Annotated in this window: 15 protein-coding genes; all 15 read left to right on the forward strand. The window is 49.5% G+C overall.

All coding sequences use genetic code 11. The features are described from left to right. Positions 1-272: 272 nt before the first annotated feature. The gene (locus tag MKY82_RS06175; protein WP_339295739.1) at positions 273-1,655 is read left to right on the forward strand and encodes an extracellular solute-binding protein; all 1,383 of its coding nucleotides are present in this window, start codon (positions 273-275) and stop codon (positions 1,653-1,655) included. Positions 1,656-2,058: 403 nt separating this feature from the next. Then, positions 2,059-4,728, forward strand: a complete 2,670-nt coding sequence (locus MKY82_RS06180) for an extracellular solute-binding protein (protein ID WP_339295740.1) — start codon at positions 2,059-2,061, stop codon at positions 4,726-4,728. Positions 4,729-4,756: 28 nt separating this feature from the next. Then, entirely contained in the window at positions 4,757-5,629 is an 873-nt protein-coding gene (locus MKY82_RS06185; RefSeq protein WP_233355162.1) for a sugar ABC transporter permease, read from the forward strand. A gap of 7 nt (positions 5,630-5,636) precedes the next feature. After that, positions 5,637-6,503, forward strand: a complete 867-nt coding sequence (locus MKY82_RS06190; protein ID WP_220686360.1) for a carbohydrate ABC transporter permease — start codon at positions 5,637-5,639, stop codon at positions 6,501-6,503. Positions 6,504-6,507: 4 nt separating this feature from the next. Then, positions 6,508-7,971, forward strand: coding sequence for an NHL repeat-containing protein (locus tag MKY82_RS06195; RefSeq protein WP_220686359.1), 1,464 nt, complete (start codon positions 6,508-6,510; stop codon positions 7,969-7,971). Beyond that, a complete protein-coding gene (locus MKY82_RS06200) occupies positions 7,964-8,584 on the forward strand; it encodes a YIP1 family protein (protein WP_339295741.1) in 621 nt (206 codons plus the stop codon). The genes MKY82_RS06195 and MKY82_RS06200 overlap by 8 nt, the downstream gene beginning before the upstream one ends. Before the next feature lie 13 nt (positions 8,585-8,597). Further along, the gene (locus tag MKY82_RS06205; protein WP_339295742.1) at positions 8,598-11,132 is read left to right on the forward strand and encodes a DUF5696 domain-containing protein; all 2,535 of its coding nucleotides are present in this window, start codon (positions 8,598-8,600) and stop codon (positions 11,130-11,132) included. Next, a complete protein-coding gene (locus tag MKY82_RS06210) occupies positions 11,129-12,025 on the forward strand; it encodes a sugar ABC transporter permease (protein ID WP_233354771.1) in 897 nt (298 codons plus the stop codon). The genes MKY82_RS06205 and MKY82_RS06210 overlap by 4 nt, the downstream gene beginning before the upstream one ends. A 15-nt stretch (positions 12,026-12,040) precedes the next feature. After that, on the forward strand, positions 12,041-13,003 hold the full coding sequence (locus MKY82_RS06215) for a carbohydrate ABC transporter permease (RefSeq protein WP_339295743.1): 963 nt from the start codon (positions 12,041-12,043) through the stop codon (positions 13,001-13,003). Positions 13,004-13,037: 34 nt separating this feature from the next. After that, positions 13,038-14,333, forward strand: a complete 1,296-nt coding sequence (locus MKY82_RS06220; protein ID WP_339295744.1) for a glycoside hydrolase family 140 protein — start codon at positions 13,038-13,040, stop codon at positions 14,331-14,333. A gap of 253 nt (positions 14,334-14,586) precedes the next feature. Next, positions 14,587-17,214, forward strand: coding sequence for a carbohydrate-binding protein (locus tag MKY82_RS06225; protein ID WP_339295745.1), 2,628 nt, complete (start codon positions 14,587-14,589; stop codon positions 17,212-17,214). A 290-nt stretch (positions 17,215-17,504) separates the two neighbouring features. Beyond that, the gene (locus MKY82_RS06230) at positions 17,505-18,788 is read left to right on the forward strand and encodes an FAD-dependent oxidoreductase (RefSeq protein WP_339295746.1); all 1,284 of its coding nucleotides are present in this window, start codon (positions 17,505-17,507) and stop codon (positions 18,786-18,788) included. 34 nt (positions 18,789-18,822) lie between these two features. Then, on the forward strand, positions 18,823-20,406 hold the full coding sequence (locus MKY82_RS06235) for a glycoside hydrolase family 3 N-terminal domain-containing protein (RefSeq protein WP_339295747.1): 1,584 nt from the start codon (positions 18,823-18,825) through the stop codon (positions 20,404-20,406). Positions 20,407-20,437: 31 nt separating this feature from the next. Then, positions 20,438-22,693 (forward strand): hypothetical protein, encoded by a 2,256-nt coding sequence (locus MKY82_RS06240; protein ID WP_339295748.1) that lies wholly within the window; start codon positions 20,438-20,440, stop codon positions 22,691-22,693. A 31-nt stretch (positions 22,694-22,724) separates the two neighbouring features. After that, positions 22,725-24,974, forward strand: a complete 2,250-nt coding sequence (locus MKY82_RS06245) for a glycoside hydrolase family 2 TIM barrel-domain containing protein (protein ID WP_339295749.1) — start codon at positions 22,725-22,727, stop codon at positions 24,972-24,974. The last annotated feature ends 28 nt before the right edge of the window (positions 24,975-25,002 follow it).

A 25,002-nucleotide genomic window follows, 5' to 3' on the forward strand; every position in this document is an offset into this window, starting at 1 on the left:
CAACTCCATCACAATAAAATTCAACCCGTAAATCACTCTAAACCTAAATAGTTCAACTATACCGTAAATTTCACCATTCTGCCTTATCGGCTTTGTTTTTAACATGGAATGAGCAGGAGACCTAGTCAACCTTCTAGCGAAAGGACTTACTCTCGGTTTATTGTGAGCGCTTTCCTGGTAAAGGGAAAGCAGAAGCGAGGCAGGGAGGGATAGGGAGTTCATGCAAATGCAGTTCTAAGTAACGAACAATTCAATTATGGGGGGAAGCGCTTATGAAGATTGCAAAGCAAGGGATCTTACTGCTGATGATCGCGATGTTTGTATTTACCTTGGCTGCCTGCAGTGGAGGAAGTACGAAGACGGTGGAAAAGGATGCTCCGATTGTTGAGGAAAACAAACCGGGCACCGATGTAGCAGTAGAACCTAAAGAGGAGCCTGTCCAAGAAGAAGCGGTTGCCGAAAATCCAGACGAGTGGACGATGGATTTCGATCTGGGCGGACGTGAGATTGTAGTTACCGCTTGGTGGGACATTGCATTCGGAGATTCACCGCCGCATCAGGAGATCAAGGCAAATATCGAAGAGCTTCAGAAGAAACACAATTTTACAATCAAGTTCGTGACCACGCCGTATGCGTCAATGAAAGAGCAGGCCACAAGTTCGGCCTTATCGGGCGAACCCTTTGCTGATGTCGTTCGTTTGGAACGAAGAGCACTGTTTCCGGGGATGGTGAGTTCAGGACTTATCACTCCGCTTGATGAGGTCATTGATTTTAGCGGACCGGCCGCAAATTACATCGATCCGATGATTAAGGATCATGTAGGTACGTTTGGGGGACATCTGTATGGTTTTGAAAAAACGTACACGGACTTTTCCGGAATTTATTACAACAAACAAATGCTGAAAGACGCCGGCATTAAGGATTTGCATGAATATGTGGCGGAAGACGATTGGAATTGGGAGGCCTTGCAAGAAATTGTAGGCAAAGTGACGAAGGGCGACACTTACGGACTCGCGGGAACAGAGCTTGCTGTGACGACACACGCGGTGGTATCCAACGGCTCAAACTTATTGGATGTGGATAAGGGGAAAGAAATGTTGTCCGATCCGCGCACGGTTGAGGCATTGACATTCGCCCAGGAGCTCGCCGGCAAATCCATGATCACAAACGATCAAGCCGCAATAAAAACCTTGTTTACACAAGGCAAAATCCTAATGTATGTAGGTTTTCAATGGGAAGGGGAGGGCTTCATCAATGATTTGGGCGAAGACCTGGGGTTTGTTCAATTTCCGGTAGGCCCTAAGGGGGACGGATACAAATCAGTCTCGAATCCGCCGAACTACTGGACCATTCTGAAGGGCACCCAAAATCCGGAGGAGATTTTTTATATTATGTCTAAGATTTGGGATATCACCCCAACGGAGGAGTACAAAGGCCAGGATCGGCTGGAAAAATATTTCGCCGACGAGAAGGACATTGAGGCTGCAAAAATGATGATGGAATCGCCTCAGTATACGGTGATGAATCATGATCTGTTCCCGGACTGGAATGTGTACCAAATGCTTACCGAGCTTTACACCGAAAAATTAGCGCCCGCGACCATTGTAGAAACACATCGCCAAGTGCTGCAGGCGGTTCTGGATGATGCTCTGTAACTTGTTTTGGTGGTATTGAGGAATGGAATAGCCGGCAACAACCGCTTCCTTTCGTTGCCGGCTAACCTTGCGTGAACGACATGACGAAATGGTGAAGAGGGTGGATGCACTTATGCTCGGTTACTTATCTAGATTTCGAGGTCTTCTTATATTCCTCGTAATCCTCCTCGGGGTGGGTTGGTGGTTTCTCAGGGATAGTACAGCCGATAGCCACCCAGGTCAGCGGATCGAGTTAGAAGGATTGCAGACCTTTGCAGAAAACAGCTATCAAAACTATATGAATTTACATCGCCGTAACGCGCGGCCTAATACGAGCATACAAATTGAGGGCGAACATTACAGCCATGCACCAGACGGATCTTCAATCGTTTCAAATCTTATGGATATGAACGGGAAGGCGTTAATGTCAGAAGAGACCGGGGAGGTAACATGGACATTTCATGTGGAAGAGGAAGGCTTGTATAACATAGGGATTCGTTATTATACCGTGGAGGGGAAGAGCTCTGCAATTGAACGGGAACTACGGATCAACGGCCAGCTGCCTTTTCAGGGAGCGGAATCTTTCATTTTTGATCGTGTTTGGATGAACGAACAAATGGAGTTTGAGCGGGATAACCGGGATAACGAATTACGTCCAAGCCAGATCGAATTTCCAACCTGGCAAGAATCATCCTTCAAAGATCCGAATGGCTTATACGAGAAGCCGTTTTTGTTTTATTTTCCAAAAGGAGAAAACACGCTAACCTTGGTATCGCTGCGCGAACCGATGGTGATTGATTATATCAAGATTTACCAAGAGGAAGAAGCACCGACTTATGCTGAAGTCCAGAGCACCTATGAGGATATGAAGAGCAATTCCCCCGCAGATGAGGTGCTGATTAAAGTGCAGGGGGAACATGCTCTGTATAAATCTTCCCCGACGCTGTATCCGTTTCCTGATCGTACCTCACCATCCTCGGAACCCTACAGCGTCTCCAAGACCCGTATGAATGTAATCGGGGGTCAAAACTGGCGAATGCCAGGTCAATGGATGGAATGGCAGGTAGACATCCCGAAAGACGGTTTATACCAAATCGCTTTCAAGGTTAAGCAAAACTTGGTGAGAGGGATGTATTCAAACCGGAGGCTTTATATAGATGGAGAAGTGCCGTTTCAGGAAGTGAACAGCATCCCTTTTTATTATGATGCGGACTATCAAACCAATACCCTGGGTGACGAAAAGGAGCCCTACCTGTTTCATCTGACCAAAGGGCTGCATACCATCAAGCTGGAAGTGAACCTGGGAGACGTAGCCTCTTTAATCCGTACCACGGAATCCAGTGTCCTTGAACTCAATGCCATCTACCGGAAAATCCTCATGATTACTTCGGAGAATCCCGACCCTTACCGAGATTATCAGCTCGAGCGAAGAATCCCCGGCATGATCGAGGATTTTAAGAAGCAGCGCGATATTTTATATACCGTTGCAGAGACGTTACGCGATATAACAGGGGAAAAAAGTGATAAGACCGCAATCCTCTACACACTGTCCAGGCAATTGGATGAGATGGCACAAAACCCTCATACGGTTGCGCAGCGGTTAGATCAATTCAAGATTAATATCGGCTCTCTGGGAACCTGGCTGCTGACGATCCGTGAAATGCCGCTGCAGATGGATTATATGATCGTTGCATCCAAGGATGCGAAGCTGCCCGCTGCGAATCGCCCGCTACACGCCAAGATCGGCCATGAGTTGGGTTCGTTCTGGTACTCCTTTATTGAAGATTACAACACAATCGGTAACGCGGGTGAAGAAGGCCAGCAAAGCATTACAGTCTGGATTGGAACTGGACGTGATCAGGCCCAGGTAATGAAGGAAATGATCGATGATCGATTTACTTCAAAGACGGGCATCCATGTGGATTTAAAGCTGGTTGATATCAAATCGCTTCTATCGGCTACTCTGGCCGGACAGGGACCGGATGTCGCTATGGAAATCGGCATTGCAGATCCGGTGAATTATGCGATGCGCAATGCAGCTTACGATATCAGCCGATTCCCGGACTTTAAGGAAGTTAGCGAGCGGTTCCGACCAAGTGCGCTCGAGCCATTTCAGTTTAATGGGGGTGTCTATGCGCTGCCCGAACAGCAGTTGTTCAGTATGTTATTTTACCGCAAGGATATTCTGGCCGAACTTAATTTGAACATACCGGATACATGGGATGATGTATACGCCATGATTCCCGAGCTGCAGAAGCGGAATATGAATTTTGGCCTGCCTATTCAGGAACAGATGGCCACGATGACGCCAAATGAGACGTTCTCCATGCTTTTGTTCCAAACAGACGGAAACTACTACGAGGGGGAAGGCGAAAGAAGCGCCTTGGATCATGAAAACTCCATGCAAGCCTTTAGTCGATGGACCGATTTTTACACCAGCTATAAGTTTCCGCTTCAGTATGATTTCATGAATCGTTTTCGTCTTGGCGAAATGCCGATCGGCATTGCCCCCTATAATATGTATAACTTACTGACGGTGGCTGGTCCTGAAATCCGCGGACTATGGGACTTTACCGTAGTTCCTGGCACTCCGGGAGAGCATGGAGAAATCCGCCGGGAGGTCGCTAGCAGCGGAACATCGGTTATGATGCTGGAACAGGCCAAGAATAAGGAAGCTTCCTGGGCGTTTATGAAATGGTGGACGGAGAAAGATACGCAAATCAGGTTCGGCCGCGAAATGGAGAGCCTTATGGGGGCCGCTGCCAGGTATCCGACTGCGAATATCGAGGCGCTCGAGGAGCTGCCGTGGCCGGTTAAGGATTACAGGAATCTGGAGAAACAATGGCAATGGGTCCGGGCCATTCCTGAAGTGCCTGGAGGATACTTTACCGGACGGCATCTGGATAATGCCTTCCGTAAAGTGGTCAATCTTGGGGAGAACCCACGCGAAGCGCTTTATGATCACGTGTCAGTTATTAATAATGAAATCGCAATCAAACGTTTGGAATTCGGATTGAGTGAAGGAACAGGAGGGCCTACCAATGCAACCAACGACGAATCAGGAAGTCGAACCAAAAGGACGGATCAGCCGTAGGCCGGATGCTCCATCCTTGCTGAATCGTATGTGGGCGATGCGGCACTCCTATATATTAATGGGACCTTATATGCTGCTATTCTTTCTGTTTACGGTTCTGCCTGTAACGCTCTCGCTGGCGGTAAGTTTCACCAGTTTTAACCTGCTTGAATTCCCCAAGTGGGTCGGCTGGAGCAACTATACGCGTTTATTTCTCGATGATGAGGTCTTTCTGATTGCGATCAAGAATACCTTTTTGTTCGCGTTTATTACGGGCCCCGTAAGTTATATCGCCTGTTTCCTGTTTGCGTGGTTAATTAATGAATTGCCAACCAAGCTTCGTGCCCTAATGACCTTGATTTTTTATGCTCCGTCTATTTCAGGTAACGTTTTCTTTATTTGGCTGATTATGTTCTCAGGAGACGGCTACGGCTACGTGAACGGGTTTTTAATGAAGCTGGGTGTTATTCTCGAGCCTATTCAATGGCTGCAGGATGAGCGTTATGTACTGTGGATTGTCATGCTCGTTCAGCTGTGGCTCAGCTTGGGGGTAAGTTTCCTCGCTTTCATCGCCGGCCTGCAGTCGATCGACCGGACATTATTCGAAGCGGGCTCGGTGGACGGTATCCGCAATCGTTGGCAGGAACTGTGGTATATTACCCTGCCATCCATGCGTCCACAACTTCTGTTCGGCGCGGTGATCCAGATTTCATCCTCTTTTGCCATTGCTGAGGTGTCTATTGCATTAGCTGGTTTCCCTAGTGTTAACTATGCAGCTCATACCGTTGTGACCCATTTAATGGACTATGGCTCCATTCGGTTTGAAATGGGCTATGCATCAGCGATTGCAACAGTTTTGTTTGTCATCATGGTAGGCACCAATGTAATCGTTCAGAAACTTCTTAGGAAAGTGGGGGAGTAGGTCCTAAATGAGCGCAATGGCAGCTAGTTCCAAAAAAAGGTTGAGCCGCTCGCTGGTCGGTGACGTTACCATTTTTATTTTTCTCGGCATATTCGGGGCTTTTATGGCACTGCCCCTTGTATACACGATTAACAATGCCTTCAAACCTTTGGATGAGTTGTTCTTGTTCCCGCCGAAATTTTTGGTGCGCAACCCCACGCTGGATAATTTTTTCGATTTATTTCATCTGATGGCCGATTCCTGGGTGCCGTTCACACGTTATGTGTTTAATACGGTGCTTATCACAGCAGCAGGAACAGTGGGGCACGTCGTACTGGCTTCCGCAGCGGCTTATCCGCTGGCTAAACACAGATTTCCAGGGTCCAAGGTGCTGTTCACCATTGTCGTCCTGTCTCTAATGTTCTCACAGCATGTTACCGCGGTTCCTAACTATGTCATTATGTCCTGGTTAGGCTGGATAGACAGCTACATTGCTATTATCGCGCCGGCGCTCGCAGCTTCCCTCGGACTGTACCTGATGAAACAATTCATGGAACAAATTCCTGATGCCCTGCTTGAAGCAGCGAAGATCGACGGTGCCAGCGAGTACCGTATTTTTTGGCAGATCGTGATGCCCTTAGTAAAGCCGGCATGGCTGACGCTTGTCATATTGCTGTTTCAGGTATTATGGGGAACCGACGGCGGTAATTTTATTTACAGCGAAGAGTTAAAAACGATGAATTATGCCTTAAGTCAAATACTGGCTGGCGGTATTGTGCGGGCGGGTCCGGGTGCTTTTGTCGCTTTGCTGATGATGTCTGTGCCCATCACCATCTTTGTGATTTCCCAGAGCAACATTATTGAGACGATGGCCAGCTCAGGAATGAAGGAGTGAGAGCGTGAAAGGATATTTCCCCAAGGTCAGGTTATCCGCCGCGCTGTTATTGATCCTATCTATGGTGACATCGACAGGGACGGTCTCATATGCCCAAGCCCCGTACGTGGGGTACAATTATTCCTCCAAGGGAGAAACGATCCCTGCCCCTGTCGCCTATAAACCGGATCGTGTCATAAGCGGCACCGCGGCTGGAACCGGAAGTTTCAATCAGCCTAAAGATATATTCGTGTCTCAGGACAGGCAAATCTATATTGCGGATACTGGAAATTCGCGGATTGTGGTGTTGAATGAACGATTTGAATACATTCGGGAGGTATCCGAATTCGACCATTCCGGGAGAACGGATACGTTTCAAGCGCCGAGCGGGATCTATGTAACGGAGAACAAGGACATGTATGTTGCGGATACGGAGAACCATCGGGTTGTTCATTTGGACGACGCAGGAAAGCTGGTTCAGATCATAGAATCGCCTGAATCGGAAATTTTGATCGATAACTTTGTGTTTCTTCCCCTAAAGGTGGCTGTAGATAAGGCAAAGCGCGTATATGTCGTGGCGCAGGGGACATTTGACGGAATCATGGAATTTGATGGGGATGGCAAATTTACCGGGTTTACCGGCACGAACCGGGTCCGCTTCAATATGGCAGACTACTTCTGGAAGATGATTGCGACCCAGGCGCAGCGTGACCGGATGCGGCTGTTCATCCCGACAGAATATACGAATCTGGATCTGGATGAGAACGGGTTTATCTATACAACAAACTCCGACGCAAATACGGCGGTACCGATCAAGAGATTGAATCCCACCGGGATCGACGTGCTGCGCAGAGAAGGGTATTGGGTGCCGTCGGGCGATCTAAAATTCCTTCCTGTCGGTGAACACAGCGGGCCCTCCCTGTTTACGGATATCGCGGTCGGAAACAGCGGGATGTACAGCGCTTTGGATGTGAAGCGCGGGAAAATATTCACATACGACTGGGACGGGAATTTGCTGTATATCTTCGGCAAAATGGGGGAGCAGGTCGGTACATTTCAAACGCCTTCGGCCATCGATTATTTAGGGGATTCGATTCTTGTGCTTGACCGTGCGTTAAACCATATAACGGTATTTCATGAGACACCGATCGGTAGGTTGATTAATCAAGCTGTGAAGGGACATTTCAAGGGAGACGATGAGTTGTCAGCAGAGCTGTGGAACCGGGTTGTGGAATACGATGCGAATTATGAAATTGCATATATCGGGATCAGCAAGGCGCTGCTCAGAAAAGGATTGAATAAAGAAGCAACGGAGTATGCCAAGCTTGGCATGGACAAAGGCAATTATTCCAAGGTATTCAAGCGGCACCGGAAGGATGTTCTAAGAGAGCATCTCGGCAGCATCTTGTCCCTGTCCATCGCCGTTATCGCCGGAATCATCATCCAAAGAACCATCAAAAGAAAGAGGAGGAAGACCTATCATGCGTAAAGAACTGCTGCTGTTCCCATTCCATGTTATGGTCAGACCCTTCTCCGGCTTTTGGGATCTCAAATATGATGATATGGGGAACTTGAGGATCGCGGGCGCTATTGTGTTTTTAGTTTTTATGAGCGTCGTCATTCAACATCAGTATGGGGGCTACATCTTCAATGATCTGAATGCTGATGAATTTAACAGTCTAGTACAAATGCGTAATGTGCTGCTTCCTTATTTTCTGTGGTGTATCGCGAACTGGTCCTTAACCACATTGATGGACGGCGAAGGGAACTTTTCGGAAATTTGCATGGTCACTGCCTATGCCTTGCTGCCCATTGCAGTGATACTCATACCTAATACAATCTTAAGCAATGTAATTACCCAGGAAGAAAGTGTGTTTTACTATTTCTTCAACGGGGTTGCGGCTGTATGGTTTCTCTTCTTGCTCTTCGTCGGTACCATGACGGTTCATCAATACACCGTTACCAAAACGCTGGTTACCATCTTTCTTACATTGGTAGGAATGGCTTTTCTCTTATTCCTTGGGTTACTTTTTTTTAGCCTGATCCAGCAAATGTACTCATTCGTGTTTACCATCTATCAAGAGATACAATTTCGGAACTGAGGGAGTGCAGCAGATGAAGAAAATATTAATGTTTAGCTTAACTGTGTTACTCCTCGGTAGTGCTGCCATATTCGTTTGGGGTCTTCAACCGGAGATTGCGGATGTCCCGGCATATACAGAAGTAAATATAGAAGAAGCAACTGCGCAGGTTTTTTCTAAACCTCAGGTTGAACTTAAGGGGATGGAGGGCGTGACTTCCAACGGCTTGTTGTCGCTGTACTATGATGCATCCGATACGGGAATTGCCGTACGGAACAATCTGACGGGAACAGTGTGGTATTCAAATCCGCCAGGCCGCGCAGAAGATTCGGGAGCTACATACGCTATGTATTCGCCCCTATCCCTGACCTACGATAATCTGTCGAGACAGCAAGTACGGATGACTTCGTTTGAAGACAGCGTGGCACATGGTCAAGCCAAGGCTGAACCGATCAATGGCGGACTGAAGGTAACCTACCTATTTGGAGAACCCGTATCGAATCTGGATAGGCTGCCGCAGAAAATCAGTAAAGAACGTTATGAGAAGATTATGGAACAAGCAGGCGATTCCTTCAGGCGCCACTTGACCCATGCCTATGTTATCAGGGACAACTCCGAGGTCTATGAGCGCTATGACGATGCGCTTAAAGGAACGATATTGCGGAGAACGATTGAAGCGTTTGAGCTGGCCCAATATACGGAAGAGGATCTGGCTCGTGACCATGAGGAGCATCAAATTGCGCTTGCTGCGGACGATAGTGAAAAATTCAAAGTTTCAATTGAATATGTGCTTGATGGGGCGGATTTTCTAGTAAGAGTCCCGGTGAATGAAGTGGAATATTCAGCAGCCACGCCGATTCGGCATATCTCGGTTCTGGAGTACTTCGGTGCCGGCGGGCCCAAAGACCAAGGCTACTTGTTCGTGCCTGATGGTTCGGGAAGCCTGATTCATATGAACAAAGAGCCAGTTCCTTTTCCATATGAGCAAAGAATCTATGGAGAAGATCCCGCTGTGTATGATCAAAACCAGCAATCCGTAACAGAGACGATCCGTTTGCCCGTATTCGGAATCCAAAAGAATCATAAGGCGCTTCTAGCGATTATCGAACATGGTGCTTCGGTGGCTTCCGTGAAGGCAATGACGAACGGACAGCTGAATTCCTATAATCATGTATTCGCGGAATTTGAAGTGCTTGCCCGAGAGGTGATTCGCATAGAGGCGGGAGAGACGTCTCGCGAAATTCCAACCTACCAAGAGCGCCCTACGGCTGCGGATTATGTGATCCGTTATGTGTTCCTTGAAGATGAGGCTGCAAATTATACGGGAATGGCCCTGGCGTATCAGGAATATCTAGTGGAACGGAATATGCTGATCAAGCGTGAACCGGAGGCTGATTTGCCCTTCTATTTGCAACTGATCGGAGCGATACCCAAACGGAATCATTTTCTTGGCATACCGTATGAGTCGATGCAAGCCCTAACGACATTTGAGCAGGCTCAATCCGTGATCAAACAATTGCAGGAGCGATCATTGGACAATATCAAAGTGCAGTATACCGGATGGTTTAATGGCGGGGTGAATCATACCGTTCCTACACAAGTGTCTCCCGAGAAGGTGCTTGGAGGCAAACGTGGATTAAGAGAATTAAATGACTTCAGCCAGAAAAACGGAGTGGCCTTATACCCGCATGTTTCAATGACAGCGCTTTATCCGTTTCATTCGCTAACCTATACTCCGACCAAGGCTGCCGTCCGACATTTAAACCGGAATGTTGCCGGGTTATATCCTTATGATCCTGCCACAGGGGATTACGATCGGGAAGGGGACCTGCAATATATGCTTGCCCCCCAGCTCTTACCCGGCATGATGAACCGATTGCTGCAAAGCTACAGCCCATATGAATTGAAGGGTATAAGTCTGGGGGGACTGGGCGACAAGCTGTATTCGAACTTTCGCAGAGGGCAATTTATCGATCGTACGCAAACGGAGACGATCTTTGCGGAACAGACAAGCGAGATTCGTACTCGGCTGCCGGAAGCCGAGCTCATGGTGAGTGGAGGGAATGCCTACTTGTTCCCCTATGCGCGACACATTGTCCAAGCACCGATGTCAGACAGCGGGTTTCATATCACGGATGAATCGGTCCCCTTTTATCAGATTGTACTCCATGGATACGTAGATTACGCAGGAATGCCTTACAACTTGGCCCAAGAGGTGGATCTTCGCGAATATGTACTGCAATGTCTGGAGTACGGCTCGAATGTATATTTTACTTGGATCTATCAAAAAAACTCGCTCGTAAAAGATACTTCATATAACCACCTCAATTCTGTTCATTATAAGACATGGATTGAGGAGGCTGCCGCAGCTTACCTGGAAGTCAATGAGGTGTTAAGGGATGTATCGGACAGCAGAATCGTATCGCATGAGATCCTTGCGCATGATGTACGCAGAACCGAATATGACGGCGGCAAAGTAGTCATGGTGAACTACAACCCGTATGACGTGACCATAGAGGGGATTACGATTAAAGCCCGGGATTATTATGTTGGAGGTGAGGGGGCTTGAAACGTACAGGACCGCTTAGCTTTGAGAAGAAGAAGAGGATTATGGCGATGTTATTTATCACGCCATGGTTTCTGGGGTTCTTATTCTTCTTTGCGACCCCGCTGTTCACCTCATTGCGGTTTAGCTTTAGCGAGTTGAACATGACGAGCAGCGGCTATGAATTAAACGGCATAGGGTTTAAAAACTATACCTTTGCCCTCGGCGTGCATCAAGACTTTAATCGATTGCTCACAGAGGCTTCAATTGACATGATCATCAATGTGCCATTAATCATCGTTTTCAGTTTATTTCTTGCCACCATCTTGAATCAGAAGTTCCGCGGCAGAGCAGCCGCCCGTGCCGTCTTTTTCCTGCCCGTTATCCTTGCTTCCGGGGTCATGACAAGCATTGAGGATGCTAGCTTCATGTCTGAGCTAATGGCGGGGAGCAAAAATGCAGGCAGTATGCAGCTCCTTCAGAGTTTGAATTTGGAGAACATGATGCTCGAAAGCGGATTTCCCCCCACTTTCGTGGAATATCTGACTGGCGCGGTAGATCGCATCTATTCCATCATCAGCAAATCAGGCGTGCAGATCCTTATATTCCTGGCAGGCCTTCAATCCATTCCGTCATCATTGTATGAAGCTTCGAAGATGGAAGGCGCTACGGGTTATGAGACATTCTGGAAGATTACGTTTCCCATGGTCAGCTCGTTGATACCCATCATTGTTGTCTATTCCATTATCGACTCCTTTATTGATAACAAAGTGACAACCTTAATTCATAATATCGCATTCAGCAATATTGATTTTGGGATCAGCTCGGCGATGTCCTGGATATACTTCTTGATGGTCGCTGTCATTCTTGCCGTCAGCATGGCGCTCGTCTCTAAAAGAGTATTTTATAATAACTAAAGGGGGCAAAAAGATATGACACCGGCGACATGGACGAAGCTGAAAACCGCAGTTTGGGTAGTGATCAGGGCGATACTTCTCATTGGATTGGTCTTTGTAGTGCTTTACCCGATTCTGGTTAAAATTGTGACCATGATCAAGGATAAAGCCGATATTTATAATCCTGTGGTCGTGTGGATTCCTGAAAACTTCACCTTTAGCAATATCAAAATCGTATATGAGATTATGAATTACTGGCCGACGTTGTTAAATACATTCACCTTATCGACGGCGATGATGATTCTCCAGTTAGTATCCTGCGCACTAGCCGGATATGGATTTGCCAAATGGCAGTCCAAGTGGGCGAAGCTGTTATTTGCAGGAGTTATAGCTACCATTCTGGTTCCGCCGCAAACGATTATGGTGCCGCTATATTTAACTTTTCAAAATTTTGATTTCTTCGGATCATACCAGTGGATAACGGGGAGAGATGGACTGAATCTACTGAATACTTACTGGCCGTTCATCCTGACGGCACTGACTGGGAATGCGTTAAAGTCCGGCCTATATATCTATATATTCAGGCAATTTTTCCTGAATATGCCCAAGGACCTGGAAGAAGCGGCATTCGTGGATGGGGCGGGCATGTTGAAGACATTCACCCACATTATCATACCGAGTGCGATACCTTCGATTATAACCGTTTCCCTGTTTTCCTTCGTATGGCAGTGGAATGACACCTTTTTTACGGGGAATTTCTTGAGCGGCGTGAAGGTATTATCCAATGAGCTTGTTGCTCTGCCGGCCAACGTGAATAACTATCTATTGTTCAGCGTACCCGGAGCAAGCTTGGAGACCGCCACCAGCATTGATCCATTCTATGCTTCGATGCTGGTGGATACCGGGCTGATGCTCTCTATTATGCCGTTGATCATTCTGTATTTATTTGTGCAGCGCTATTTTGTAGAAAGTGTGGAGCGTACAGGAATTGTTGGGTAACTTTATTAGAACGTTTAGGGGGCAATCCACGACAATGAAAACACTAAGGATTAGCGAGAATCAACGATTTTTGTCTTATGAAGACGGGGCGTCCTTCTTCTGGCTGGGAGATACCGCTTGGGAACTGATTCACAAGCTGAATCGCGAAGAAGTGGATGAGTATTTATTGCATCGCGCCGACTTTAAATTTAATGTTATCCAAACTGTCATATTGGCCGAGTCGAATGGCTTGTGTACAGGCAATGCTTACGGAAAGTTGCCGCTTAAACAGAACGCGGGTGGTTTTTATGACCCGGGGTTACCAGATACAGACGGAACGAACCATTATTGGCATCACGTGGATTATGTGATTGATCGCGCTGCGTCACTGGGTTTATATGTTGCTTTACTGCCGACTTGGGGGGATAAGTTTCATCTTAAGCATGGAACGGGACCGGAGATCTTCAATGAACAGAACGCAGCGATTTATGGGCGTTGGGTCGGGGAACGGTATAAGGATCGGCCGAACGTTATATGGGTGCTGGGTGGGGATCGCCCCTTGGTAACGTTTGATCATTTTGCGATCATACGTGCCATGGCGCAAGGCCTGAGGGAGGGAGATCAAGGTCGACACTTAATGACATATCACCCGGCAGGATGTCAGTCGTCCTCACACCAGCTGCATCATGAAACCTGGCTTGATTTTAACATGATTCAGTCGGGACACGGCGAGCGTCTTACCAGTAGCCATAGAATGGTGACGGAGGATTATCATAAGACACCTACAAAACCGACGCTAGATGCAGAGCCTTGTTATGAGGATATACCCATCGGCTTTCGACCGGAAAACGGTTATTTTGATGCTTCCGATGTTCGAACAGCTGCCTACTATGCGGTATTTTCAGGCGCTTTCGGACACACGTACGGACATCACAGTATTTGGTCCATGACATTAAAGCCAGGTGATCATTACCTTATGCATTGGCGTGATGCGTTATCGCGACCGGGTGCAGCACAAATGCAGCATCTGCGGTCATTGATGGAAGCTTACCCCGACCTCGATCGAGTGCCAGATCAAAGCCTTCTCGAAAGCAACCATTCCGGCGCCAACTACATGGCGGCAACCAGAGGAAGGGATTTCGTGATGATATACAGTCCCAATGGGGTGGCGGCAAGCGTTGTAATGGGAAAAATTGCGGGTGATCAGGTGAGAGCTGCATGGTATGATCCGCGAAATGGCCAGTTTATAGAAGCTGGAAGGTTCCCCAACTCCCGAATACAGGTCTTCCAGCCACCTACCAGCGGAAGAGGCAACGATTGGGTTTTGCTATTGGAAACGGTGTTGGAATAAATCTCTTTAGGATCGTTTTCCCCACAGGCATCGGAGGGGAAAATGATCTTTTTTTCAACTTCACCTGAAGATATTTCAATATGTGCCGAAGTCCCTAAGATTCTTCAATAAAAACAACGAATAGATCATGTTGACCTGAATTTTAAAGATGTAACATGAAAAAGTCATTTTATGATTCTCAACATGTCCAAACCATTTTTGATGGAGGTGAAATCCGTATTTCTATTAAGCATTCATTAGGAGGGATATGGTGGTGTTAAAGCGAACTGGAATCAAATTTCTCGCTGCATGGTTGTGTGTAATGTGCATGGTCTATGGAGGAGGCTTGCCGCTGATGGAGCATACGTCCAAGGCATACGCTGCTGATGCTACGCTGATGGTTGATGCCGATACGGTAGTGGCGCCGATGAAAGATGAGATCCGAGGAACGAATATTGGTCTGTGGACAAGAAATGAGTTCCATCCGGTGAGCACTCGATCGGAACAGTATGTAAATTTGATTAAAGAAGCAGGCATTAAAATGATACGATTCCCTGCTGGCGTCGAGGCTGATATGGCCTATTGGGATCGCACGAACTCATACGAATGGCATACGGGTCCCAATCCGTACACGAGAACGATCACGGCGGATGTCTTGGACAGCTTTATGAGTTTGGTGCAGGAAGTTGGAGCCGAGCCACTTATCACGGTTAATGCCAAAGTGAATGACAAAGATATGGCCGCCGATATGGTGAGGTACGCGAATATTGAGAAGGGCTATAATATCAAATATTGGGAAATCGGAAATGAGCCAGAGTTTTTCCGCGATGCCTATGCAGTTACACCACTTGAGTATGCAGCCAGAATCCGGGAATATTCGGATGCTATGAAGGCTGTGGATCCCACCATTACGATCATGGGTCCCGCAAATGCGCAGCCTATGCAGATGACCAGCTGGACAAAGCCGGTTCTCTCTACTTTGGCTGACCTTAACAAGCCACTGGATGCTATATCGATCCATTGGTATCCGCTGTGGGGCGGTCAGACCAATCCCAATTCGTCCTCTTTTCCTACGATCGACAATTTATTGACCTACGAAGGGACGGATTATCCAAATTCCTACATCAATTGGGCGAATCAATTTACTGACACGACACCGACGGATAATCTCGTCAGTTATCGTGACCAGTACGCACCAGGAGCTTTACTGGGCATCACTGAACTTGGTCAAGTGACTGGAGGTGAGGAAGGTGCAGGGATTGGTGACACGATGGCCGGAGCGTTATGGCTGGGCGATGTTCTGGGCAGGCTGGCCTACCACCAAATGGATTTTGTTACCCAGTTTCTCCTGCAGGGCAATCAAGCATACGGCTTGATGGACATCAATAAGAACGTGCGGCCAGCCTATTACCTGTACCCGATGCTAAATCGTTACTTTGGTGATCAGATGGTAGCGACAAGCTCCAGCGACAACCAGAATTTAACCATATGGGGCAGTAAACGCACAGGCGTCAATAACAAGCTCTATCTCATGGTAATCAATAAAAATCAGACCCAAGACCTGAGCGCAACCATTAATCTGTCCAATTTCACACCCGAGTCAACGGCTTCCTCTTGGGTGTTAAACGCACCGGCCATCAACTCTCAATCCGGAGCCAACATTAACGGTATCCAGGTTGCCTCGAACGGTACGCTGCCAACAATACCCGGCAATACGATCACGGGTGTATCCAATAGCTTTACAAGAACATTCCCAGCTCATTCGATTACGATGGTGGAAATAACGGGAACAGAAGAAACACCAGAGGCCCTATCCCGTTATCTTGGCCAGTATGCAGTCGGCATGAATGAGAGAAAGACCGCATCCGACTACCCCGGCACCCAAGCAGCAACTCCGCAAGGCTGGGGCAAAATCTGGCGGACGGGGTCTGCGCAATGGTCCGTGCATTTTCCGACCACGGGAAATTATGATTTCACGATTAAAGCTTATGGCGAAGGAGGCGGGCCTGCCTTCCAGGTGAAGCTGGATGGACAGAACGTTCCGAATGCGGCATTCAGCCCTGGCAGCAGCTGGGCCGATTACCAAGGAAGTCTCGGAACGGTCACAGCCGGTACACATACCATTCAGATATACAACAACAGCCCGGTTGCGCAGAGCAACATCGATGTAGCGCATATGGATATCGAGGGTGCAGCACCGGGTCCGTTTACGCTTAAATCACCGGCGAACAACGCATCCGTGGAAGGCACCAGCGTTACTCTGGATTGGACGCAGGTTATCGATGGCAAATCTTATGCACCTTTCGGTTCGGATCATTACACGGTCATTGTTTCGAGCCATGCAGCGTTAACGAATCCGATCGTCAATACAACGGTTACGGGAACTACGCATCAAGTCAACAATCTGCAAAGTAACACGACGTATTATTGGAAGGTTATTGCGAATAATGCCAGCGGTTCCACACCGTCCGCAGATGTGTTTAGTTTCATTACACCGGCTGGGCCGGCTGCTCCCTCTCGTTACCTGGGAGTCGAGGCTAATGGCATGAACGAAATCAAGGGAGCAGGCGATTGGCCGGGAAGCGCTGCCCAAACTCCTGATGGATGGGGGAAAATCTGGCGGACGGGTACCGCAGGATGGACGGTGAATATCCCCGCCGCAGGCAAATATGACTTTACGATTAAAGCTTACGGCGAAGGGGAAGCTCCGTCCTTCCAGGTGAAATTGAATGGGCAGAATGTATCGAATGGCACGTTCACACCGGGCAGCAGCTGGTCAAACTATCAAGGAAGCCTGGGAACGCTGTCTGCAGGCACACATACGATTCAAATTCATAACAACAGTGCCGTAGCTTTCAATAACATCGACGTGGCGCACATCGATATCGTTCCATCTCCCTGATGACGCAATATAAGTTTCTCTAAAGTCTTACATCAGAGGCTGTCCCTTTCATAGATATGATCTATGGAGGCGACAGTCTCTTCTTTTGTTCTTTGGTGAAATGCGGACGCGAAGCCCACCACCATTACTTTTTCAACAAAATCTAAAAATAGTTCAATATTCACGTTGCGAGGTCATGAATATTTTCAATAAAAACAACGATTTCATCATGTCGAATTCAAATTGGAGTCGGTAACATGAAATCATCATGCGGTCTGCTGGAATAACAGGATGAAAGAGGTGTAGTAAGGATGTGGATGAAAGAGTATCCGTTAGCGGATTCCTATGATGTTGTTGTTGTCGGTGGAGGGTCTGCAGGTTTTACGGCTGCGATTCAAGCAGCACGTGCAGGGGCAAAGACCACCCTTATTGAGAAGAATAGTATCCTTGGCGGCACAACGGTGGTGGCAGCGGTCGATTTCCCCGGTCTATTTCACGCATGGGGGAAGCAGGTCATTGGAGGCATAGGTTGGGAAGCCATTGAGCGTACAGTGGCCAAAGGAGGAGCGACCCTGCCGGATTTCACCAAATCGGTGGGGAATAGGCATTGGGAACACCAAATAAGGGTCAATCGATTTGTATATAGTACCATCCTTGAAGAAATGTGTCTGGAAGCCGGTGTCGTGCTTCGTTACCATGAAATGCCGGCAGCTGTCTATGTGCAGGGTCAGGAGCGCCGGCTGATGACAGCAGGAAAATCAGGACTTTCAGCTATTGGATTCAAGAAGATGGTGGATGGAACCGGCGATGCCAATATGGCAGGACTGATGGGATATGAGCGGGTAAAGGGGGAAGTGCTACAGCCGGGAACACTGGTCTATAAGCTTGGCGGATATCAGATGGAACAGGTCGATGTCACCGCATTGAAAGAGGCTTACTCCACCGCCTTGCAAGCTGGAAATATCAGGAGGACCGATCATCTGCCAGGAGAAATCCCGTTGTACAGGGAGCTCCAAAGCAGGGGAAGCAGTTCGCTGCATATTACCGATATTGATGGTTCAACTTCGTTGACGAAGTCCCATGCTGAAATTGAAGCAAGAAAGGCGCTAATGCGCATTTACAGTTTGCTCAGGGGCATTCCCGGCTGCGAACAGCTGTATGTTGAGTATTTTGCCAATGAATGCGGGATTCGGGAAACGTGGCGTATTGCCGGAGAAGAATGGGTAGACGCGGACCGTTATATCAGTGGCTATCGATGGCCGGATGCGGTTTGCTACAGCTACTATCCGATCGATATCCATCAGCACGATTCCAATACGACGGATGTTCGGCCTTTGGCCGAAGGTGTGGTACCAACCATTCCTTATGGGGCATTGGTACCTCGCGGAAGCGATCATTTGCTTGCAGCTGGGCGATGTGCTTCCGGTGACCGGGTTGCTCATTCGGCCTACCGGGTTCAAGCCAGCTGCATGGCTATGGGGCAGGCAGCTGGCGCCGCCGCTGCAATTGCTGCTCGGGATGATATATCGGTCCGGCAGGTGAACCTGGAGGAAGTAAGAGATGTGCTGCTGGCGCACGCTGCGATTGTGCCTTAGTAATGATGCAGATTAAGGAGGGAATAGAAGCGATATGAAATTTACAATTAAACTCTCACAAGCAGCAGCGGAAGTCGTGGATTCTTTAACAAACCGGGAGTTGCTGGACCAAGTATGCTGCCCGACGTATACGAGAGTGGGCCCGGACCGGACGGAAACCTTTGGAGCGATGTTTTTCCATCCTACGGAGCGGGAGGAGCTTGAGCAGCAAATCGAACGATTCCAATCCAGATGCAAGATCCCCCCGTTTATTGTCAGTGATCTTGAATGCGGTGCAGGTAATATGGTGCTTGGTGCAACGAAATTTCCGTCGATGATGTCGATCAGCCAAACCAATTCAGTAGAACTGGCTTATGAGGTTGGAGCCATTGCTGCCAAGGAAGCCGGTGAGCTCGGATATAACTGGACGTTCTCGCCGGTCGCGGATCTGGCATACGACCCGGACAGCCCTGTCGTCGGCATACGAAGCGCGGGTAAGGATCCGGAACATACGGTAAAAATGGTGTCGGCTTATATGCGGGGTCTTCAGGACCATGGCATGATGGCAACGATCAAGCATTTTCCAGGGGATGGATTTGGAACATATGATCAACATTTGACGACCCCAGTGAATCCATTATCGAGGGAAGAATGGAGAGCTGGACCTGGCAAAGTGTTCAAGGATCTCATTGACGATGGCGCGATGGCGATCATGCCAGGTCATATATCTTTGCCGGCTTTTGATGAGATCGATGAGGCGACGGGAACCTATCCGCCTGCCACGATATCCAGGAAGCTTCTGGTTGACCTGCTCCGCGGCGAGCTTGGGTTTGATGGGCTGATCGTTACCGATGCGGTGGAGATGGGGGGACTTGTAGGGTACATAAATTATTTTGACGCCTGTGCTCTGGCATTAGAGAATGGCTGCGACATCCTGCTCTTCACAAGAATGGATGACATATTCTACAGGGAGATGGAACAGCGTCTTGAGACCGGTATGCTGTCGATCGACACGTTGAAAAAGCGGGCTCTTCGAATTGTGTCACTCAAGTTTCAGTTGGGACTGATGGATGGAACGCACCGAGTCGTCGAAGCATCCAATCCGATTCGTAATCTTGAAGCATCTAAGGAAGTCGTAGCTAAGAGTATCACTGTCGTAAGAGACCGAAAGCAGTTGATACCGTATCCGATCACCAGACAGACCCGAGTTCTTCATGTAGTGATCATGAACCATGCTGATCGATATGCGGAGCTCTACGACAAAATGAAAGATGAACTCGGAAAACATACAGACCAGCTGACTCAGTGGGTTGACCCGGGACCCGACAATCTATACCGTGCGATGTGCGAACAGGCCTATGATCTTGTTATATGTTCGATTGGAAGCAAGCTTAGTTACGGACTGAACGTCGTTCGTCTGCACGATGAGGTTGCCAGAAATATGATGGCCGGGTGGAGCAAGCTGGGTACGCCGATCATCTTTGTGTCTCATTTTCATTCCTATGTGCATAAAGAATACGAGACTTCCATCGATACGATCGTGAACACATACGGTGACATTGACTGCACAATTGAATATCTAATTGAGGGCATATTCGGGAAGAGGGGGCTGAATCGCAGCCTGTATGCACATGATTAACTCCAAATCCTGGAGTAGAGGTGGGTTCAGCATGAAGAAGATCACGGCGTTGAACTGGGAGGTGGGCTGGAGTGATCATGCGGGGCAATTTCCGGATCGCTGGGTCCCTGCCACCGTACCCGGCGCAGTCCAATTGGATTGGGCCCGGGCTGAAGGATGGGGAGATCACACCTATGGTGAGAATTGGCGTCAATATGAATGGATGGAGGATAAAACCTGGACGTATCGGGCTTGGCTGCGCCCCCCGGCAAGTTCACCAGGCGAGCGGCTCTATTTCATATCGAAAGGAATCGATTACAGCTTTTATATTCGCCTGGACGGCACCGAGCTGCTGCAGCAAGAGGGGATGTTCACGCCGGTAGAACTGGATCTGACCGAGCACTTACGCGGGGAGGACGGTCTGCTTGAAATCGTGATCGATCCTGTCCCCAAGCGTCCTGGCGCACCTCCCGGCAGAGGTCGTTCACAGGCGGACCACTCCTGCAAGCCGGCGGTGAGCTACGGGTGGGATTGGCATCCACGCCTGATCCCGCTCGGAATCTGGGACGATACGTACCTTGTCGTCAGGCCGGAAGCGCATCTTGCGTCTTCTGAGGTGCGTTATGAATTAACAGAAGCGCTGGATGAAGCGGCATTGGAGCTGCAAGTGCGTCTTAGCCAACCTGCAGCGGGGGAGCTGCAATGGAGGCTGATCGGTCCCGAGGGAGAGACGGTATTTGAGGAAGCATGGGTTGTAAACGGTGAAAGCCCGGTCCATGCGATACAGAAGAGGCTTTCGAAGCCTCGGCTATGGTGGCCGCATGATCATGGTGAACAGCCCCTGTACCGCTCGGAGGTGAGTTTCAAGCCGGCGGATGGTTCGGGCTCATCGACATCCAGCAGGCATCAGAGGATCGGCTTCCGACGCGCAAGGCTGGTGATGCACGAAGGGGCATGGAAGGAGCCCTCCCAGTTTCCCAAGAGTCGAAGCAATCCGCCGATCACGATGGAGATCAACGACCGGCAGATATTTTGCAAAGGCACGAACTGGGTAAACCCGGACATTTTCCCGGGGCGAATTCACGCAGAGGATTACGGAATCCTGCTGGACTTGGCCAAGGCAGCCCATATGAACATGCTCCGGGTGTGGGGAGGAGGGATTGTCAACAAGGAATCCTTTTTCGAGCGATGCGACGAAATCGGGCTGATGGTCTGGCAGGAGTTCCCGCTGGCATGCAACCAATATCCGGACACCCCTGCTTATCTCCGGGTGCTGGATCAGGAATCGCGCTCGATCATCGAGCGTCTTCGGAGGCATGCGTCGGTGGTGCTGTGGTGCGGCGGCAATGAACTGTTCAATTCTTGGTCCAAAATGACGGATCAATCGTTGCCGCTCAGGCTTTTAAATGCGAACTGTTACATGCTGGATCCCCATACCCCTTTTTTGATGACATCACCGATCGAGGGCATGGCTCACGGGAATTACGTGTTTCGTTATGAATCCGGCGAGGATGTCCTGCAGTCCATGCCTAAGGCGAGGAATACGGCTTACACCGAGTTCGGCATACCCTCACCTGCATCTGTTGAACAATTAGAGAGCTTTATCCCGGCCAAAGAGCTGTTCCCGCCTAGACCTGGCACGACATGGGAGTCTCATCACGGATTCGGCGCTTGGCAGGGGGATACTTGGCTGATGCCGGAGCTCATCCAGCATTACTTCGGGCCAAGCGAGACCTTGGAGCAATTGGTGGACCGCGGTCAGCTGCTGCAGTCGGAAGGGTACAAATGTATCTACGAGGAAGCCCGCCGTCAAAAGCCGGTATGCTCCATGGCCCTGAACTGGTGTTATAACGAGCCTTGGCCGACCGCAGCCAATAACAGCATCATCATGTATCCGGCCAGGCCGAAGCCGGCATATTACGCAGTGCAAGCTTCATGCAGGCCTGTCCTTGCAAGCGCTCGCATTCCAAAGTTTGTGTGGAGGCCAGGGGAATGGTTTGAGCTAGAGCTATGGCTGCTGAGCGATAGTCCCGACAACATCAAGCCTGGACGAATAGGAGTGTATGTAACGTTCGGTGCGGGTGAGAAATTGTTACTGCAGGAGTGGGATTTTCCTTCTATCCCGCCTGGTATGAACCAGATCGGCCCGACTGCAAGATGGTTGCTGCCTGACATGGCCTCCGGCAGAATGAAACTCGAATTGGTCGTGACTGACAGGCCCGAGTGGGATTCCGAGTATATTTTGTTATTCAAGAACGGCGAGAGCACGGAAAAAGCATCTGGGCACACACTGAATCTGAATCTATGATCGTGCAATGATTAGATAATGGAGGTTGGATATGGTCACCAGACAGACAATGGAATGGGAAGTAGGCTGGAGTGATCATGCGGGGCAAGCTCCGGATCGCTGGGTCCCTGCCACCGTACCCGGCGCAGTCCAATTGGATTGGGCTCGAGCTGAAGGATGGGGGGATCACACCTATGGTGAGAATTGGCGTCAATATGAATGGATGGAGGATAAAACCTGGACGTATCGGGCTTGGCTGCGCCCCCCGGCAAATTCACCAGGCGAGCGGCTCTATTTCATATCGAAAGGGATCGATTACAGCTTTCATATTCGCCTTGACGGCACCGAGCTGCTGCAGCAAGAGGGAATGTTCACGCCAGTGGAACTGGACCTGACGGAGCGCTTACGCGGGGAGGGCGGTCTGCTGGAGATCGTGATCGATCCTGTCCCTAAGCGTCTTGGAGCGCCTAGAAGCCGGGATCAGGCGGATCACTCCTGCAAGCCGGCGGTGAGCTACGGGTGGGATTGGCATCCTCGCCTGATCCCGCTCGGAATCTGGGACGATACGTACCTTGTCGTCAGGCCGGAAGCACATCTTGCGTCTTCTGAGGTGCGTTATGAATTAACAGAAACGCTGGATGAAGCGGCATTGGAGCTGCAAGTGCGTCTTAGCCAACCTGCAGCGGGGGAGCTGCAATGGAGGCTGATCGGTCCCGAGGGGGAGACGGTATTTGAAGAAGCATGGGCTGTAAACGGTGAAAGCCCGGTCCATGCGATACAGAAGAGGCTTTCGAAGCCTCGGCTATGGTGGCCGCATGATCATGGTGAACAGCCCCTGTACCGCTCGGAGGTGAGTTTCAAGCCGGCGGATAGTTCGGGCACATCGACATCCAGCAGGCATCAGAGGATCGGCTTCCGACGCGCAAGGCTGGTGATGCACGAAGGGGCATGGAAGGAGCCCTCCCAGTTTCCCAAGAGTCGAAGCAATCCGCCGATCACGATGGAGATCAACGGCCGGCAGATATTTTGCAAAGGCACGAACTGGGTAAACCCGGACATTTTCCCGGGGCGAATTCGCGCAGAGGATTACGGAATCCTGCTGGACTTGGCCAAGGCAGCCCATATGAACATGCTCCGGGTGTGGGGAGGAGGGATTGTCAACAAGGAATCCTTTTTCGAGCGATGCGACGAAATCGGGCTAATGGTCTGGCAGGAGTTCCCGCTGGCATGCAACCAATATCCGGACACCCCTGCTTATCTCCAGGTGCTGGATCAGGAATCGCGCTCGATCATCGAGCGTCTTCGGAGCCATGCGTCGGTGGTGCTGTGGTGCGGCGGCAATGAGCTGTTCAATTCTTGGTCCAAAATGACGGATCAATCGTTGCCGCTCAGGCTTTTAAATGCGAACTGTTACATGCTGGATCCCCGTACCCCTTTTTTGATGACATCGCCGATCGAGGGCATGGGGCATGGACATTATATGTTCCAATACCGGAACGGCGAGGATGTGCTCCAGTCCATGCCTAAGGCCAGGAACACCGCATATACCGAATTTGGTGTTCCTTCCCCGTCGTCCGTAGAGCAGTTAAAGAGCTTTATTCCCGCTGATGAACTGTATCCGCCACGACCCGGGACGGCTTGGGAAAGTCATCACGCATTCCATGCGTTGTCAGATAATATGTGGCTGATGGCCGACCAGATTGAGCATTATCTCGGTCCCTGGGAGACGCTGGAACAGCTGGTGGAGTACGGTCAGCTGCTGCAGTCGGAAGGGTACAAATGTATCTATGAAGAAGCCCGCCGTCAAAAGCCGATATGCTCCATGGCCCTGAATTGGTGTTATAACGAGCCTTGGCCGACTGCAGCCAATAACAGCATCATCATGTATCCGGCCAAGCCGAAGCCGGCTTATTATGCAGTGCAAGCTTCATGCAGACCTGTCCTCGCAAGCGCACGCATTCCAAGGTTTACTTGGAAAGAAGGCGAATGGTTTGAGCCTGAACTATGGATGTTGAATGACAGCGCGGAGCAGGTCCCGGCAGGCCGGATCGAAGCCTGGTTGACCGTTGGATCGAGTGAACGACAATTCGTGTTGGCATGGGATTATGCCGATCTGGCATCTAATGAGAATCGGCGCGGACCAACAGCCAGAATCAAACTCCCTCGTTCGGAAACCGGCAGAATGAGGTTAGAATTGATCGTCGTCAACCGACCAGAGTGGAATTCGGAATACGTCCTGTCTTTTAAGGGGCATCATCCGCGTACTGAACCTGATCGGAATACGCTGAATTTTGGTTCATAGAACCTCCCTGGCGTCTAGAGAATCTATT

Source organism: Paenibacillus sp. FSL W7-1279 (assembly GCF_037969845.1).
Classification (GTDB): domain Bacteria; phylum Bacillota; class Bacilli; order Paenibacillales; family Paenibacillaceae; genus Paenibacillus_AQ.

What these genes read in the sequence shown, in the direction of transcription:
- MKY82_RS06240 (WP_339295748.1), top strand. Translation starts at nt 20,438, where the DNA reads ATGAAGAAGATCACGGCGTTGAACTGGGAGGTGGGCTGGAGTGATCAT.
- MKY82_RS06200 (WP_339295741.1), top strand. Translation starts at nt 7,964, where the DNA reads ATGCGTAAAGAACTGCTGCTGTTCCCATTCCATGTTATGGTCAGACCC.
- MKY82_RS06180 (WP_339295740.1), top strand. Translation starts at nt 2,059, where the DNA reads ATGTCAGAAGAGACCGGGGAGGTAACATGGACATTTCATGTGGAAGAG.
- MKY82_RS06220 (WP_339295744.1), top strand. Translation starts at nt 13,038, where the DNA reads ATGAAAACACTAAGGATTAGCGAGAATCAACGATTTTTGTCTTATGAA.
- MKY82_RS06205 (WP_339295742.1), top strand. Translation starts at nt 8,598, where the DNA reads ATGAAGAAAATATTAATGTTTAGCTTAACTGTGTTACTCCTCGGTAGT.
- MKY82_RS06245 (WP_339295749.1), top strand. Translation starts at nt 22,725, where the DNA reads ATGGTCACCAGACAGACAATGGAATGGGAAGTAGGCTGGAGTGATCAT.
- MKY82_RS06190 (WP_220686360.1), top strand. Translation starts at nt 5,637, where the DNA reads ATGAGCGCAATGGCAGCTAGTTCCAAAAAAAGGTTGAGCCGCTCGCTG.
- MKY82_RS06215 (WP_339295743.1), top strand. Translation starts at nt 12,041, where the DNA reads ATGACACCGGCGACATGGACGAAGCTGAAAACCGCAGTTTGGGTAGTG.
- MKY82_RS06235 (WP_339295747.1), top strand. Translation starts at nt 18,823, where the DNA reads ATGAAATTTACAATTAAACTCTCACAAGCAGCAGCGGAAGTCGTGGAT.
- MKY82_RS06175 (WP_339295739.1), top strand. Translation starts at nt 273, where the DNA reads ATGAAGATTGCAAAGCAAGGGATCTTACTGCTGATGATCGCGATGTTT.
- MKY82_RS06185 (WP_233355162.1), top strand. Translation starts at nt 4,757, where the DNA reads ATGTGGGCGATGCGGCACTCCTATATATTAATGGGACCTTATATGCTG.
- MKY82_RS06230 (WP_339295746.1), top strand. Translation starts at nt 17,505, where the DNA reads ATGTGGATGAAAGAGTATCCGTTAGCGGATTCCTATGATGTTGTTGTT.